Genomic DNA, 18,000 nt, shown 5'->3' with positions numbered 1-18,000 from the left:
CTCCTACTCCTGAGAAGAGTAAGAGTAAGAGTAGGAGTAGGAGTAGGAGTAGGAGTAGGAGTAAGAAAAGCTGAACCGGAACCACGCAATTAGGCATGGGGGTCAGGCATGGAATACCTATTTGATCACGAGAAGCTCAAGGCTTACCAGGAGGCGATTCAATTTGTGGCATGGCTGGCGCCGCGGCTCGAGGATTTTAGAAAATGCCGGGTCATGCACGATCAACTCGAGCGCGCCAGCACTTCGATTGCACTCAACCTGGCTGAGGGCAACGCCAGGTTTTCGATGAAGGAACGCTCGCGCTATTTGGAAATCGCCAGCGGCTCGACGATGGAATGCGCTGCGGCACTCGATGTCCTTTGCGCACAAGGACACCTGGCGCCGGCAGAGTCGGCCGCCGGCAAACAGATTTTGAAACGCGTCGCGGGCCTGATTATCGGCCTGCGCAACAATGCTCAGAATCGCATCGCCGAGGAGGGCGTGGCGTATGGAGGGGAGGAGCTGGAGGAAGAGTAGGAGGAAGAGGACGACAAGCAGGGAGACCGAAACCCCGAGGTTGATATGAAAAAGCATCTACTTTCGCTGCTGGGATGGTGTGTCGCGATTGCGGCGCAGGCGCAGAATCCCAATCTTGGCACGGCCGGCGCGCAGTTTCTGCAAATTCCGGTGGGCGCGCAGGCCACCGGCATGGCCGGCGCGTACGTCGCGACCGCGGCCAATGCCGGCGCGCTGTTTTGGAATCCCGCCGGCATTGCCAACCTTGCGCGGCAATCAGTTTACTTTGCGCACACCCCGTGGCGCGCCACCATGCAATTGAATTCCGCCGCCTACGCCCTGCGCGCCGGCGAGTTTGGCAGCGTGGGCGTGGCGGTCACCGTGCTGTCGATGGACCGCATGGAAGTCACCACTGAATATGCCCAGGACGGCACCGGCGAGTTCTTCGATGCCCAGGACTTGATGATCGGCCTGACCTACGCGCGGGCGCTGAGTGACCGCTTCAGCACCGGCATCACCGCGAAGTATGTGCAGCAAAAAATCTGGAATGAAACCGCCTCCGGCATCGCTTTCGACCTCGGTACCCAGTATCGCCTGTGGTTCAAAGAGGCCGTGATCGGCATGAGCCTGAGCAACTTCGGCGGCGACATTCGCATGGCCGGCCGGGACTTGTCGTACCGGTTTGACACCGATCCCAACGCGCCGCGCAACCGCCTGGCGCCCGCCATGCTCGAAACCGAAGCCTATCCCTTGCCGCTGCACTTTCAAGTCGGTCTGGCGCTGGAACTGCTGCGCTCCCGCACGCTGGCGTGGCGGCTGGCCTCGGATGTCACTCATCCCAACGACAACAGCGAGCGCGTGAACTTCGGCACCGAGCTGGGCGTGTTCGACCGGCTGTTCCTGCGCGGCGGCTATCGCTACAACTATGATGACGAGGATCTCTGCTTCGGTGTGGGCTTGTCCTGGCCGATGGCCAACAGCCATCTTGCCATCGATTATGCCTACGCCCGCCACGATCTGCTGCCGGACGTGCACCGCTTCGCCGTGGGGCTGGAATTCTGAGGCTTGGGATGACGAGATTTAGTGCGCATTCTGCGCGGCCAGGCTTGGGTACGTAGCCCGCGAAACACACGAGATACACTAAAGAATTCTTCGTGTGCTTCGTGGTACAATTCCAAATGTGCTCAGCGCCAATTCCGAGACTCGTGTCCGGTGCCCTGAGGAATTTAGTGTCTGTCCAAGCAGCAGGCCTCACGAAAGCGGCGGAGGGGTTCGAATCCATGCTGAAATCAGTTTGGCAAACCGGCCGGTGGCTGCTGCTTACTCAACTCCTGCTGCTGCGCAGCCTGTTGGCGCAGGGCAGTGTGCTGCTGGTGGGCGGCGGCTCCGAGAACTACAACGACTGGTCGGATGCGCCCTATCGCTGGCTGGTCGAGCATGCGCCCAATGGCGAGATTCTGATTCTGCATTATGACAGCCCTTCCTCCTTCCTGCCGAACTACTTCAAATCCCTGGGTGCCGCCAACGCGGCGAATTTGGTGATCAACAGCCGCAGCAGCGCGAATGACTCGGCCAACTATCGCGCCATTTTGCGGGCCGGCGGACTGTTTCTGCGCGGCGGGGATCAATGGCAGTATGTCTCGTTGTGGCAGGGCACGCTCGCCGGCCAGGCGATTCAGCAGGTCTTTCAAACCGGCGGCGCGATCGGCGGCACCAGCGCCGGCGCGATGGTATTGAGCGAAATCGTCTTCGACGCACGCACGACCTCCGTCGATCCCCGCCAGGCGCTGCGCAATCCCCTGCGCGCCGGCATCACCTTCACTGCCGGTTTTCTCGCGCTGGTGCCGAATGTGCTGGCCGACACGCACTTCTACGAGCGCGGCCGTCTCGGCCGGCTGGCAGCGATGCTGGCCGTCTATCACAGCCAGCAGGGCCGCTGGCTCACCGGCCTCGGCGTCGACGACCGCACCGCGCTCGCCATTGCGCCGGACGGCAGCGCTGAAGTCTTTGGATCCGGCGTTGTGACCCTGCTGCGAGCCGGCGAACGCATCGCTTACACCGTGCAAATGAATCAGCCGCTGGCGCTCTCTGAGCTTGAATTGCAGCAATTCACCGCGGGCTTTCGCCTCGATCTGGCGGCCGGCCACATTCTCACTCCTGCGGCCGGCGCGGCGAGTTTCTCAGCTTCTCCTTTTCAAGCAAACGGCGCCGGCATCTGGCTGGAGGGCAGTGATCAGTCAAGTGACTGGTTCGCTGCCGGCGGCAGCTTTGCGGGATTTCTCGACGGTTTCACGGCAGGCCAAGACACGCTCGGCATCATTTCCTCACCGGCGGTTGGCGCGAATGCCCAAACGGTTGCGCAACAGCTCGCACAGCGCGGATTTTCCTCCCACCTGCTGTGGCTGGATTCCTCCACGCGCAATGACCAGCTTACTGCCACGCGGATGCAACGCAGTGCCGGTCTCATTTTCGCCGGCAATTTGCTGGACAGTGTTGCGGTTCATCTCGCGCCGGCCACCGCCACCGGACAGGCGTTCGCCGCAGCGAGGCAAGCGGGACGTGCGATGTTGTTTCTCGGCAATGATGCCAAACTCGCGGGCAGCACCGGCGTTGGGCAAACGGAAGTCTCAACCACGGCGGCTTATCGCGGCCGCCTCACGCTTTGCAACGGACTGGGTTTGCTCGGCAGCACGATCATCATGCCGCGCGCCTGGCAGGATTCGGATTATCATGAAAACCGGCTGAGCGGTTTGCTGTGGGGCATGGCCAAAGCGCAAGCCGCATTCGGCGTGTTGCTGGATGCCGGCAGTCATCTGGATTGCAGAAACGGCGTGGCCCTCTTTACCGGCCTCACGCCTGCGCTGGTGATCGACAGCCGGCCGGCGCAATGGCGGGATTTTTCGACCTATCGCGCTGCGAGCAGCGTTGGGCCGCGGCAGTCCGCCGCACTGGATCATGCACGCGTTCACGTTTTGCCCAACGGCAGCCGATTCGATTTCAACAACGGTGCCGTCGTGCAGGTCGAGAGCAGGCATGCCGTTGAGAACTCACCGCTGCTTTTTCATCTCGAACAGAACCATCCCAACCCTTTCAATCCCCATACCCTCATTCGCTACCACCTGAGCGAGGCAGCGACGGTTACTCTGCGGGTTTTCGATCTCGCGGGCCGGGAAGTCGCAACGCTGGTGCAGGCGCAACAGGCGGCCGGTACACATGCCGTAGGCTTTGACGGCTCGGCGCTGGCGAGCGGCCTCTACTTGTATCGCCTTGAGGCCGGTGGCCGAGTGGCGTCGCGCAAGATGCTGCTCATGCGCTAACCTCACCCGGCAGCGCCAGGCATTCGGCGCAGCGCAACGGCCGGCATCGTTGATGTAAAGAAAGGGGCGAACCGAGCGCCTGAGGCTGCCGACAAGATCCGCAAATCTAAGAAAGCATTGGCCCGGATTCTCAAATATGCGAATCAAACTCGACCATCTAATGCGGACGGCAAAGCACAACTTTGCAGAACTGCTGACTTTATCCCGATGGTCATCATTTCGAGCATTGTGGCCCGTTTATTGAAAACCTTGGAGATCAGTTTGGGAACTGCTGTCAGGGGCTCCGTGCCTGCAGTGATCCGGTTTTGAGCGCATTCCGAATTTCTCCGACTTCGCTTTCGCCTTCCGACTTTTGGCCATGGGCCTTTGAAGTTCCTTTCCGGTTCGATCACATCTCGCATTCGCACTTTCTGAAGCGAAATTCTCACAGTTCAACCACACCTTCTCAAAGGAGCAAAGCCATGAAACGGTGCTCATTTCTTCTGCTTTTTCTTTGCTTTGGATGACCCTGCCACCGGCCGTGCAAGCGCAAACGCCCTGGCGGCTCGAGGCGTTTATGGAGTATTTTGGTACGGTGCGCGGCAGCGTGCTGGGCGGGCGAGTGAAAGGTTTTGTCGGCAGCCGCTCGAATAACCCATATAACATTGCCGTTGCAGAAGGGCGCAACCCCGTCCTTGAAGATCCAAGACTGTTGTTTTATCGGATTAGCACACCGCAAGACACGACCCCCCGTTGGGTTATTCCATACGCCAATAACGTCGATCATGGTGACTTCAACGGCGATGGCTTGACAGATTTTGCCGTTCGTAAGAGCGTTAACACGGATCGCAACGATACGGTGATGGTGTATCTTGGCGACCCGACTGGCATCGATACAACTGCCTCTTACAGATTGCCTGCTGAGCAAGAACGGTCGACCTTTGGGTGGAGGATGTGCGTTGGTGATTTGAACAACGACGGCATCGACGACCTTGTGATCACCGCGAGAGATGTCTATTTGCAGGCCAGCCAGTTGCCGCATGGGAGAGTCTATGTTTACTACGGTGGAGACCGCCTCAAGTCGAAACCTGATCTTACCATTACCGGACCCTATGCCGGCGCGCGACTGGGCACCAGGTGTGCAATCGCTGACTTTAATGGCGATGGCATTGATGATTTGGTGGTTCACGGCCAAGATGTGACAGTCCAGGAGGCATTCTTTGGCTACCTCAACCTCTACTTCGGCAGCGCCGCGCCATTCGACACCGTTGCCGATCTCACCAGCCCGCGGTCGTACCGCACCATCGTCAGTGGCCTGGCGGCCTTCGATGCCAACGCCGATGGCAAGACCGATCTGCTGTGGACGTATTCCGATTCGTTGACTTCACGAAAGTCTGTTCACATCCACTATGGCGGCGCCGATTTCGCTGAACGCTTTCAAGCCGGGCCGGATTTTATCATCCCCGCACCCTTTGGCAGCGGCGATTTTGGCAATGAGATCGCCAACGGTGGCGATATGAATGGCGATGGGGATGAGGATATCGTTATTGCAGCATATAGTACTGGGCAGGAAAATGGTATTGTCTTTGTCTATACTGCCGGTAAGGCGCTGGACGATGGATATGATGCCGCTCGCGGACAGTCGCGGGAAGGGAATTTTGGTGCAACTGCTGACGGCATCGGTGACATTAATGGCGATGGCTACGATGACATCATTGTCGGCGCTCCAAATCAACCGTGGCATAGAAGCCAGGGTTACTTCGGCATTTTCTTAGGTGACTCTCGCATTCTAACTGGTGTCGCCGATCCGAGCACAGAAACTCCACCTTCCGATTTTGCACTTCTTCATGCTCATCCCAATCCATTTAGCTACGAAAGCCTTATTCAGTTCACTCTACCGCAAAAGGCGGTGGTCAAAATCAAAGTCTATGACATTCTTGGAAAGGAGGTGATTACCTTGTTGGATTCTCAGCGTCTTGCGGGACAGCATCAGGCGCGGTGGAGTGGGAGAAGTGAAAGCGGAGAGATCGTTCCTACCGGTATCTACTTCATTCGCATGCAGGCTCACTCTATCGCTGGCTCGCAGTTGCTCTTTCAGCATGCCAGAAAAATCACGGTTGTGAAATGAGTTTAATCATATAACACTCAAATGGAGGTGCAATTATGAAGCGCACAGCTTGCTTCGTGCTGGCGACTTTGTTTGCCACATTGGGCACTGCCCATGCCCAGGATTTTCCTATCGGCATCTGGTTCAGTGGTAATCAGAATGCCATCGATTCGGTCGATGCGATGGGCTTCACCTGGATTCAAGCCTATGGTGGATACGATCGCAATTATCTCAACAACCAGATTCTCCAAAACAACCGTGGTCTCAACGTAGCCGCTATTCTCGAGCGCAACATCCATAACCCGTCGTTCGCACAGAGAATGTTCTACGAGGCCGAAAGGTCCGACAGCGAAAACGGCACGCGCAACTATTTCACGGCGCATCCCACGGGAGGTTCTGACCCATTTAATCCTGATGTCTGGCGCGCCAGCGTCGCTGACCACGCCGCCGGCTACATGGTGCGAAGCCCGGATCCCGCCAACCAATACTTCTATCAGTGCGTAAATTGGGTCGCGACTGCCAACATCAGCATCGATCCCACTGGTAATCCTACTGACCAAGTGGTGCGCCTGGAAATCCTCGATGCCGACAGCAACCTCATCGCCGATCGCATTATCACCGAAGGCGAATTCGGCGGCAGCGCGGCCTTCCGGGAGTTCGAGCTCGCTTACACCCTGCCCTTTACGCCAACACCGCGCGCCTACCAGTATCCCGTCTCCGCCAGCCAGCAAGAGCCCGAGCTGCTGTTGCAACAACAAGATCACAGCGTCGACGTGCGGGTGTGGTGGTATGATCAGGTCAACACGTATCTTGATTATGTCGTGCTGGAAGACAGCGTGATGCATCCCAATTACAGCGGCGCCTACCAGCTCTTTCGCGGTGCGCGCGATACGGCCATTACCAACAACGCTTCCAGCCTTTTTCTCAGTAAAAAAACCGATTAAAAATTCTCGGAATTTATGCGAACAAAAATTATCATAGCTTAGTGTAAGAAGAGCCAACCTGGCAAGACACTATTTCACATCTCATTGCCTGCCGCCCTTTCAAACGTGTTTACGCGCGACCTCAACCTGGAGAACCACAATGAAAACCAAAACTTTTCTGCTCCTGCTGCTTGCCCAATTGCCGCTGGCCCACGCCCAAACCCAATGGGTGCTGCAGCCTTATTTGCAGTATTTCGGGCATGTGCGAGGCTCCGCCCTTGGTGCTCGCGTGAAAGGCTTCGTTGGGAGCAAACCGAACAATCCATACAATATAGCTGTAGCAAGTTCGCCCTCCAACAATAACCCGACGGGCCTGAGTTTCTATAGCATTTCCACACCGCAAGACACAACTCCCCTTTGGATTATTCCTTACGGTGCTGATGTCGAAGACGGTGACTTCAATGGGGACGGATATACAGATTTTGCCGTTTGGAAAAGCGTGAATATGGGGCGCAATAGTTCAGTGTTAATCTATTTGGGCGATGCCGCAGGAATTGATACTGTTGCTGCTATCGAATTGACGGAGGAACAGGAGCGATCTGGGTTTGGCCTAAAAATGTGCATCGGCGATCTAAACAACGATGGGAACGATGATTTGGTGATAACAGCGCCAGGGTATGCTGTTTCTCTTGGAAATAATGGAAAAGTGTATGCCTATTTCGGCGATCCCAACATGAACTCAACTCCCGATTTCACGATAACTGGAAGTCGTCCTTATGCAGGGTTCGGTTCACGATGTGCCATCGGTGATTTTAATGACGATGGTTTTAACGATTTGGCGATTCGAGGTTATGATCAAGCAAGGATTGGAGGCTCCGAATCCTTTGGATATCTGAACATCTATTTGGCTAGTGCACAGGTTGATACAATTGCTGATTTGACCAGTCCTAGAGCAGGAAGAGGCGCTGGAACAAGTGGCGGCTTGGCTGCTTTTGATGCCAACGCCGATGACAAGACCGATCTGTTGTGGACGTATTCCGATTCTCTTACTTCACAGAATTTCGTTTACATCCACTTCGGCGGTGCCGATTTCGCTCAACGTTTTCAAGTCGCGCCCGATTTTGTCATTCCCGCACCCTTTGGCAGCGGCGAGTTTGGTAACGAGATAGCCAATGCCGGTGATATGAATGGCGATGGCGATGAAGATATTCTGATCGCAGCATACAGCACCGGACAGGAAAACGGCATTGTGTTCGTTTACACTGCTGGTAAAGCACTGGATGATAAATTCGATGCAGCACGAGGACAATCACGTGGAGGGAATTTTGGAGCTAGCATTGATGGCGTTGGCGATGTCAATCATGATGGGTACGACGATATTATTGTGGGAGCTCCGCTGCAGCCGTGGAGCAGGTATGAAGGGTACTTCGGAATTTTTTGGGGAGATGCTCGTATTCCAACGCATGTTGCAGAAAGAAACTCTGAAACCCCACCTGCGGATTTTATTCTTGGCCCCATCTATCCTAATCCGCTCACCTCGCATAGCACAATCGAATTCAAGTTGTCCAAACGGGCTTTCGTTGAAACAAAAGTCTACAATCTTCTTGGTAAGGAGGTGATAGCTTTCCCGGAGGTGGAATATCTTGCCGGTCAACATCGTGTTGTTTGGAATAGCCGCGATCGTGATGGCGAGATCGTTCCGTCCGGCATTTACTTTGTTCGGATGCGAGCCTTTGCATCCGATCATTCTCATTTGCTCTTTGAGCAAACGAACAAATTCATGGTTGTAAGATGAACCCAATCAAAAAAATGGAGAGAAGTCATGATCCGCAAAGCTTTCTTCCCGCTGGCCGTTTTATTCGTCATGTACGGTCATCTCTTCGCACAAAATTTCCCCATCGGTATCTGGTTCGGCGGTAACCAAAATGCCATCGATTCAGTTCATGCCATGGGCTTCACTTGGATTCAAGCCTATGGCGGGTGGGATCGCAACAGCTTCAGCGCAACGATCCTTCAAAACAGTCGCAACCTGAACGTCGCGGCTATCCTTGAGCGTAATATCCATAATCCATCTTTCGCTCAACGTATGGAGTATCAGGCTGAGAGAACCGACAGCCAAAACGGAACTCGGAATTATTTCGCGTCGCACCAAACAGGGCAACTGGATCCGTTAAACCCAGATCGCTGGCGTGCTCTCGTCACCAGCCATGCCGCGGGCTACATAGCTCAAAACCCGGACCCCGACAATCAGTATTTCTACAAGCGCACGCATTGGGTGGCGACTGCCAACATCAGCATCGATCCCACTGGTAATCCTACTGACCAAGTGGTGCGCCTGGAAATCCTCGATGCCGACAGCAACCTCATCGCCGATCGCATTATCACCGAAGGCGAATTCGGCGGCAGCGCGGCCTTCCGGGAGTTCGAGCTCGCTTACACCCTGCCGTTCACGCCAACACCGCGCGCCTACCAGTATCCCGTCTCCGCCAGCTTGCAGGAGCCCGAGTTGCTGTTGCAACAACAGGATCACGGCATCGACGTGCGGGTGTGGTGGTATGATCAGGTCAACACCTATCTCGACTACGTGGTATTGGAGGACAGCGTCATTCATCCCAATTACAACGGCGCCTACCAGCTCTTTCGCGGCGAGCGGGACTCACTCATGCTGCTGGATGCGCAGCATTTCGCTTCAGATGCCACCTATCCCCTGTTGCAGCGCTTCTATCTCAAGGACGAGCCGCGCTACAATGGCTACCAGCCCTTCAACTACGCCGATCAGTTCATCCTCAACAATGCCGGCATTCAGGGCATTGCAGATGGTCGCGGCCGCGGCATTACCGCCACGCCCAATTATGCCCAGGGCTCGTCGAATGTGTACGCCGGTTTCACCCGCTTCATGAACGACGGCCGGCCCTACGAGCTGTTCGTCGATGTTTATCCCATTCATGCGGGCCTTCCGGCGCCTACAAGCTTCATGCCGGCCGGCGCCGCCGACAGCGCCGGGGTGGCTCCCTATACCGGCAGCGGCAATTACAACGCGTTGCTGCAAGGCACCTTCGATGACATGATTGCCAACTCCCTGCTGCCGGCCATTGAAACCGCGATCAGCCAGGGTCTGGGGTGGTGGTACATTGCCCAGGTGCATGGCGAATTGGATTTCAATTTAGGGCGCTATCGCAGATGCGACAACAGCGCTGCCATGTTACGTCCGCCCTCGCCGGCGGAAATTCGCGCCATGGTGTACTTGAGCCTGGCATACGGCGCCAAAGGTGTTTTCTATTTCGCCTATCCAACCTGGGCCGTTCAGAATTTTGGCGGTTGCGCTGCCGTGCGTTTCCCGGGTCTGGTGGCCGAGGGCAGTGAGCAAGGCACCCCGGATCATTCCGGCAACTACGACACGTTCAACAACGTGAACGTGTTCACCGGCTATCAAGCCAAGTATCAGGCCGTGGCCGAAACCAACCGCAATCTGCAAATCGTGGGGCCGGAGCTGGCGGCATTGGACTGGCAGGGCGCGCACACTTCCGGCGAAAGTCCCGGCGGCAGCATCGTGCAAAATATCGTCGGTGGCGATTATATCGAGATCGGTGACTTCACTCATCCGACGAGCGGTGAAAACTATTTCCTGCTGGTCAACCGCCGCTGCGATGATGGCGACACGCAAACCCTCACCGTCACGCTCACCAGCAGCGGCAGCCGGCGCCTGATCGAAGACGTGCTCGCCAGCCGCATGCCGTGGGATGGCCATTCCAACCGCGTGGCTTATCGCACGCTCGATGCCGGCGAAACCGATTTCGTGGTCACGCTCAATCCCGGCGAAGGCCGGCTGTTTCGTGTCAGCAGCGGCTTGTCGGACACCCTCGCGGCTGCGCGCTATTGGTCGGGCGAAGTGTATGTGAACAACAATTTGACTGTCAATAGCGGCGTGCCCCTGACCATCGAGCGCGCCACGGCGGTCGCGTTTGCGCAGGGGAGGAGACTCACCATCAAGGGCAGCTTGCAAGCGACCGGCACAAGCTCACAGGGCATCATCTTTGACCGCAGCGGCACCACCGGCACGTGGTCGGGCATTTGGATAGAGAACGCCACCGCTGCCTCCAATCTTGCTTATTGCACCGTCAGAAACACCGGCAATGCCATTCGCTTGAAAAACACCCCGGGTGCGGTCACGATCGACCATGCCACGCTCACGAACAACTATGTCGGTTTCATGGCGGAATACTCCAGTCCGTTCACGATTCAACATTCCACCATTCAAAACAACTCGGGATACGGCATCTGGGTCGTCTCCTCAGCCGCTGCGGGAATGATGAAGATCCTTTCCAACCTCATCGCGGCGAACGGCGCGTATCATGGCATTTACCTGTACAATGGCGCGGATGCCTATATCGGCTTCAATACGATTACCGGTCATGCGCAACACGGCATTTCCTGCAACGCCAACAGTGACCCGATCGTGCGCAGCGTGTTGCCAATGCCGGACTACGGCAACAACCTCATCACGAACAATGGCGGCGCAGGGGTGAACACGGCGAACAACTCCTATCCCTCGCTCGGCCATGATGTGCAAGTGGATTCCGTGAAGGACAAATACGGCTATAACGAGATCCACGACAATAGCGGAGACGAAATCATCAACGGCAGCGGCAGCAATTCGATCAAAGCCGAACGCAATTACTGGTCCGCCAATCACGACGTACCGGTGATTCCGCCGGCTGAGGAATTTACCGGCGCGGTTGACTATCTGCCGGTGCTGCCGGAGATTCCCAGCCTCGCAGCCGGCAATGCCAATGCTGCTCTGAAAAAAGGTGCCACCGATTTTGCCGAGGCTTTTGCCCTGGAAATTCAGGATGACTTGCAGGCGGCGGCGGATTTGTACGCGAAACTGCTCGAATCCGATCCCGCGGCCGCCAACGCCGGTTTTGGGGTGAGCGGTTTGATTCGTTGCTATATCGGCCTCGATCGTCGCGGGGACATCGTCACCCGGTTGGATGACCTGATTGCAAAATTCCCCAAGACAGCGCTGGCCACCAGCGCGCAGGATCACAGCCTGCCGTATCTCGTGCAGATTGGCCGCTGCGAGGAAGCGTTGGACCGGGCGCTCGACCTGCTCGAGCAGAACCGGGAATTTGCCAGCCGGGAGGCGGATTATCTCTTTCGTGCCGCCTCGCTGTACCAGCTCATGAGCAGCGGTGATGCGGAAAACAATCGCCGGCAGGCGGCGGATTTGTACCAGGAGCTGCTCGATAAATACCCCGATTCGGACTATGCCTTGGTTGCCGAACTGGAGCTGTCGCATCTGGGGATGGAGGGACTGGCAAGGCCGGCTGCCCATCAGAGCCCGGCATTTGCCGCAGGGCGGCCGGCACTCCATCCCAATCACCCCAATCCCTTCAACCCTGAAACACGCATCCGATTCGATCTCAGGCGGGAGCAGCAGGTAGAATTGCGCATTTTCGATCTCTCCGGGCGCCTGGTGCGGCGGCTGCTGAGCGGATTCTACTCCGCCGGCGAACACGTGGTGCGTTGGGATGGACGTGATGAAAGCGGGACGCCTGCCGCGAGCGGCATCTATTTCGCCGAACTGCGCGCGGACGGACAGAAGCAAAGAATCAAGATGACGCTCATGCGCTAACCTCACCCGGCAGCGCCAGGCATTCGCTGCAGCGCAACGGCCGGCAGTAGAGCTTGGCAGATTTGCGAACAAACGAGTCAGAATTCTCGTGTGTGCGCATCAGGCGCAATCGTGCTGACGCGGCTGGTCAGGCATAAATTGCCAGGACAATTGCGTTTATCAGGAAACCGGCTCTGCCCGTGGTTATGGTCTGTATTTTGCGGATTCCATAGATCAGTGCGGGAACTGCTGTCAGGGGCTCCGTGCCTGCAGTAATCCGGTTTTGAGCGCATTTCGAATTTCTCCGGCTTCGCTTTCGCCTTCCGACCCTAGCTTCCGAGCCCCTTGACGCTCCTTCATTCCAGACAGTCACGATTCCTGAAACGAGAAATGCTTCTCTTCCATTAGAACAACCCACAACCTGGAGGCGAGCCATGCCATTCTTTTTCAAGAAGCTTTTCCTATCCGCCTGTTTGCCATTCACACTTTTTGCCCAACCCAGCTTCATCACCTCGCTCTACCCGCCGCAACACGGCCTGAACATCCGTGCCGATAGCGAGTTGCGTGTGTGCCTGCAAGCCCCGCTCGACCCGGCTTCACTCTCGGACTCTTCGATTTACGTTTGGTCCGACATTACCGGCTTGCACCGGTTGACCGTGACATTGGAAAACGGCAACCGGGATTTGCGCATTGTGCCGCGCCACTGGCGTTTGAACGACCGCCCGGCTTTTAATGCCGGCGAGCGCGCGACGGTGACGCTAACGACGCGATTGCGCTACGCCGACGGAAGATCGTTTGAAGGATTCACTTGGCATTATACCGTTGCAGTGCGGCAGGGCCACGGTGGAGTTTTTAAGGTAGAGGCTTTGTTTGGAGGCGGGGCGTCAACCTATTTCTACGTTTCCGATTTTAACGGAGATGGTTGGTGCGATCTTGTCGGCAATGATGATGGGGTGCAGCGCAAGATGATTGTTTTTTTGAATGATCAAAAAGGGGGAATAGTATTTCATCACATGACTAACATTACAGGGTCAACAGGCGAGGTAACGGATTTTGATAAAGATGGCGATCAAGATATTTTTTTCGGATTCCAGCGTGTCATCCTAAATGACGGCGCAGGCAATCTTATCCAGAGAGACTATTTTGATTGGCCAAATGGTCAGGGAAAGGCGCATGATTTTAATAGCGATGGCAAGATAGATTATGTCATTGGATATGTTTTGTCGGATACGCTTTATTTTGGTCTAAGCGTGAATGAAGAATCCTTCAAAAAATTGCAGAAAGTGATCACTCCCCTTCGCCGGCCGATTTTTTATCGACATGGCCTTTCGTACGATCTGAACAATGATGGCAGAATCGATTTTCTCTACGTAGCTGGTACCGGCAGTGGTGTCATCGCTGGCTTTGTAAGTTTTGAAATGACCGCTTCTGACAGCTTAAAGCTTTTACAAATTAGAGAGTTTTTTTATGAGCAAGGGAGTTTTTATGGAAACGATTTTGATGGCGACGGCGATATTGATTATGCCTTTGTTGCCGGCGGAATGGACAATTACATTACTCACTTTAACAACGGAAAAGGTCAATTGAATCCCTCCGGCTTGCAACGCGATCCCAATGATACGCGACTGGCTGAAGCAGTTGAGGGAGGTGACTTTGATGGCGACGGTGATATGGATTTGGCTTTTGCCAGCACTAATACAATTTCCGTCATGCCGCTGCGTCTTGCCCCGGATGTTTCTATATATTTGAACGACGGCAACAGTAATTTTTCATTAGCCCGCCGAATTTCTCTTCCTTTTAATCTGCCTGTCAGCTTAGTTCTGCGTGCCATAGATCTGGATCGTGACGGTGACCTTGACCTGATAGGTGTTACGGGGAACGGCCTTTTCTATATCTTGGCGAATGGCGACTATCCGAACCATGTAGACGATCAAAATTCGTCGCCAATCCCGATTCGATTTTCCATTGATCCAATCTATCCCAATCCAGTCAAACGGTCTGCAAATATCACGTTGCATCTATCACAAAATATCGACGTTGAGACTGTTGTTACAGTTTTTGACGTTACCGGCAAACTCATTCGTAGTTGGCGGTTTGATGGGCGAAGCCAAGAGATTCATTTCACTTGGGACACTCGAGATCAAATGTCAAAGCTTTTACCCAATGGTTTGTACCTGGTCAAGGCCCAAGCGGGCACATTTCATTCAACACAGAAACTGTTGCTGTTGAGATGATTTTTCACAGCTAAAATCAAACGGAGGTGTACCATGCGTCAACGCTTTTTTTTCTTCGCTGCGCTGCTCGTTGTGTTTCTGGCAAATCAAAACGCTTCAGCGCAATCCGTGTTTCGTGTAGGTGCTTGGTGCTTACATCAACCGCAGCCAGCTCTTCAGGCAATTTACGAGCAAAGCCCCGGTGTATGGCGAGTTTTTCCTCATGAACGCGACAAGCTCCTCAACCTCGGCTTGAACTACTTCGTTGCATGCGCTTATCGTTTAGAAGCAGAAGACGCCCTAGTCTTCATGGGCGATTCGCTCGACGCCGCGCCCGTGCGCAAAGATTTCAAGTCCACGCTGGAATATACGCCGCCTTCGAATCCATATTTTCCTCCAGCCTCATTCCCCGGCGGTTATCAATTATGGCAAAGGTCGTTGCGGGCGGAGCTTTATACAAATCCGACCTCGGCTTGGGATGACAGTGTCGCCGCGGGTTACCGCGCGATGTACAACCGCCACTTGTCCAGGATCGATGGCGTGCATAGTTTTGTCATTGCCGCGGAAGGATGCATGAGCCAATGGAGCAAGCTTCCCGGCCTCAATTTCATGGCTGACAGCACGATCATCGACTCCTTCTTTGAAACCGGCTATGTCAACGTGCCCTTTGGCTGCCACGATCAAACCACTTACAACATGGCCAAGCGCCTCGTGCGCGCCGATCATTTCATGCTGTCACAGTATGTCTTGCGAGATACTACTTCATACAGCGGCTCCCCCTTTCAAGCGCGCCTCGACTTGTTGGTGTCCGGCTTCAGAGACGTCGCGCGAGGCATCAGAGATTCAGTCTCCGTTGCCAAGCCGTTTCCGGTGTTGCAAACGCAACAATCCACCGCAGACAGTTTACGCCTGCCGACCAAAGAAGAAATCTTGTGTCAAGTGAACTTGGCCCTTGCCACGGGCGCCAAGGCAATTTGCTACTATGTTTATAGTACCGTTACCGCGACCGGCGAGACCGGCCTGCTGAACGCAGCACGCGACACCACGGCGCAATACAATCGCGTCAAAGACATCAACACTAACTATCAAGGCACCGGTCAAACCCTCGTCAACATCGGCGCAAATTTTCTCAATCTCGCCTGGAAAGAAGATTTCTCCATTCACCAAAACACCACCGAGCCGATCAGCAGCACCTACAAGCTCTACGACGTCACCGCCAGAATTCCCGGCGGCGCGACGGACGCGGAAGCCGAAACCTACGTCGAAACCGGCGTGCTGCAAAGCGGCGCGACCAATCACTACATGGTGGTCAACCGCCGCTGCACGAACACGGAGAGCCGCGAGATTACGATGACGTTCCAAAGCACGAGCGCGAACGCGTATTCGCGCGCCGAGCGAAATGTTTGATCTGGGAGAATGACTGTTTCAAAAAGTTTGTGAGTGACGAAATGAAAAATGCGTCTTATCCACTGTGAACGAACCTCAAGCTATAGAGGTGAGCCATGCATTCCTTCTCCGCGTTTTTCCTTGCCGCCTGTTTACCATTTGTACTCTTCGCCCAACCGAGCTTTATCACTTCTCTTTACCCGCCGCAGCACGGACTGAATATTCCTGTTGATGCCGAGCTGCGCGTGGGCTTGCAAACGCCGCTTGACCCAACTTCACTCTCGGACTCTTCGATTTACGTTTGGTCCGACATTACCGGCTTGCACCGATTGACCGTAACGCTGGAGAACGGCAACCGGGATTTGCGCATTGTGCCGCGCCACTGGCGTTTGAATAACCGACCGGCTTTCAATGCCGGCGAACGAGTGACTGTGACATTGACCACGCGATTGCGCTACGCCGACGGAAGGTCGTTTGAAGGATTCACTTGGCACTACACTGTAGCGGTGCGGCAGAACCACGGTGGAGATTTTAAAGTAGAAGCTTTGTTTGGAGGTGTTTTGTCAACAAGCTTTATTGTTTCAGATTTCAATAACGATGGTTGGCCAGATTTGATTGGCAACGCGGATATTGATTACAAAATGCTCGTGTACTTCAACGACGGCAAGGGAATCATTCGATTTAATCACAAAAATGATCCTATTGGTATCGGCCCTGGTAACGAAACAGCAGACCTAGATCGTGACGGTGATCAGGATATTCCATATACCGGCAATAGCTCCGTCTTGAATGATGGAACCGGCAATTTTTTTGAAAAGAATTTTCCCTTCAGGTTGAATGGCTTTGCAAAAGCCCAGGATTTCAATAATGATGGCATAATGGATTTTGTCATTGGAAGTGTGATATCAGATACGTTGTATTTTGGCTTGAGTCAAAATGGAATATCCTTCAACATGCTTCTAAAATCCAAGCCACCGATTCCTCAACCGACTTTCTATCATCCTGGCATATCCTATGACCTTGATAACGATGGGAAAACGGATTTTGTCTATGTTGGCGGTTCAATAGTTGACAAAACTAGAGTTGGTTTTGCAAGTTTTCGCTCAACCGAGTCGGACAGCTTGAAAATCCTTCAAGTGCAGGAGCTTCCTCATGAGCAAACCCATTTCTATGGAAATGATCTGGATCAAGATGCCGATATTGATTATGCCTTTGTGCCTGGAGCAGCCGGTCGGTATCTGACTCTCTTCAATGATGGCAGCGGTCAATTGAATCCCTCAGGCTTGCAAGTTGATACGCTGCTAGCCCGTTACGCAGAAACTGTGGAAGGCGGGGATTTTGATGGAGATGGCGACATTGATTTGGCTTTTGCCAACAGCAATTTGACATCAGTTATGCCGGTAAGATATGCACCGGACGTTTGTATCTTCATGAATGATGGATGTGGAATTTTTTCATTTCATAGCCAAGTGCCTTTGCCTTTTGATCGGCCTCTGAGTCGGGGGCTTCGCGCGGTTGATCTCGATCGCGACGGCGACCTCGATTTGATCGGGATTGCCAATGGTCTCTTTTACGTTGTCGCCAACGGCAGCTATGCAACGAGAGTCGATGCCCCAAAATCTGCTTCAACGCCAATTCAGTTTGAGTTCCTGCCTATTTACCCCAATCCGGCAAAGAGTCGAGCAAACATTGAGTTACAATTTCCCAACGGCTCAAAGCACGAGGTTAGAATCGATGTTTTCGATGTCACGGGCAGACTTGTTCGCAATTGGGTATTTGCAAATACAGAGACGGCCATTTCATTGGCTTGGAATACCCAAGACCAGAACTCGGCCCTTCTGCCCGATGGCGTATATTTCATTCAAGTACAGGTAGGCCTGCTTAGAGCTGTGCAAAAACTTCTGGTATTAAGATAATCTCTCACTCTCAAACAAATCACAAGGAGGTCCATCATGCGTTACAAAAC

Annotated in this window: 10 protein-coding genes; all 10 read left to right on the top strand. The window is 54.4% G+C overall.

From position 1 onward, the window contains the following. The first annotated feature begins 108 nt into the window (after positions 1-108). The 10 genes from L6R21_24800 (at position 109) to L6R21_24755 (ending at position 17,950) form a co-directional block, all read left to right on the top strand. Positions 109-516, top strand: coding sequence for a four helix bundle protein (locus L6R21_24800; protein MCK6562431.1), 408 nt, complete (start codon positions 109-111; stop codon positions 514-516). Positions 517-561: 45 nt separating this feature from the next. Then, on the top strand, positions 562-1,557 hold the full coding sequence (locus L6R21_24795) for a PorV/PorQ family protein (protein ID MCK6562430.1): 996 nt from the start codon (positions 562-564) through the stop codon (positions 1,555-1,557). A 218-nt stretch (positions 1,558-1,775) separates the two neighbouring features. Further along, positions 1,776-3,812, top strand: a complete 2,037-nt coding sequence (locus tag L6R21_24790) for a Type 1 glutamine amidotransferase-like domain-containing protein (protein ID MCK6562429.1) — start codon at positions 1,776-1,778, stop codon at positions 3,810-3,812. A 469-nt stretch (positions 3,813-4,281) separates the two neighbouring features. After that, complete coding sequence (locus L6R21_24785; GenBank protein MCK6562428.1) at positions 4,282-5,919, top strand: FG-GAP-like repeat-containing protein; 1,638 nt, start codon at positions 4,282-4,284, stop codon at positions 5,917-5,919. A 35-nt stretch (positions 5,920-5,954) separates the two neighbouring features. After that, entirely contained in the window at positions 5,955-6,842 is an 888-nt protein-coding gene (locus L6R21_24780) for a hypothetical protein (GenBank protein ID MCK6562427.1), read from the top strand. Positions 6,843-6,981: 139 nt separating this feature from the next. Next, the gene (locus L6R21_24775) at positions 6,982-8,616 is read left to right on the top strand and encodes an FG-GAP-like repeat-containing protein (GenBank protein MCK6562426.1); all 1,635 of its coding nucleotides are present in this window, start codon (positions 6,982-6,984) and stop codon (positions 8,614-8,616) included. A gap of 27 nt (positions 8,617-8,643) precedes the next feature. After that, positions 8,644-12,456 carry a right-handed parallel beta-helix repeat-containing protein gene (locus L6R21_24770; protein MCK6562425.1) on the top strand — a complete coding sequence of 1,271 codons (3,813 nt, stop codon included), beginning with the start codon at positions 8,644-8,646 and terminating at the stop codon, positions 12,454-12,456. A 413-nt stretch (positions 12,457-12,869) separates the two neighbouring features. After that, the gene (locus L6R21_24765) at positions 12,870-14,669 is read left to right on the top strand and encodes a T9SS type A sorting domain-containing protein (protein MCK6562424.1); all 1,800 of its coding nucleotides are present in this window, start codon (positions 12,870-12,872) and stop codon (positions 14,667-14,669) included. A 288-nt stretch (positions 14,670-14,957) separates the two neighbouring features. After that, positions 14,958-16,055 (top strand): hypothetical protein, encoded by a 1,098-nt coding sequence (locus tag L6R21_24760; GenBank protein ID MCK6562423.1) that lies wholly within the window; start codon positions 14,958-14,960, stop codon positions 16,053-16,055. Positions 16,056-16,150: 95 nt separating this feature from the next. Next, entirely contained in the window at positions 16,151-17,950 is a 1,800-nt protein-coding gene (locus L6R21_24755) for a T9SS type A sorting domain-containing protein (GenBank protein MCK6562422.1), read from the top strand. The last annotated feature ends 50 nt before the right edge of the window (positions 17,951-18,000 follow it).

This window comes from bacterium (genome assembly GCA_023150945.1).
GTDB lineage: Bacteria > Zhuqueibacterota > Zhuqueibacteria > Zhuqueibacterales > Zhuqueibacteraceae > Coneutiohabitans.
The sequence above is the reverse complement of the archived record's forward strand: the minus strand, read 5'-3'. Positions and strand labels throughout refer to the sequence as shown.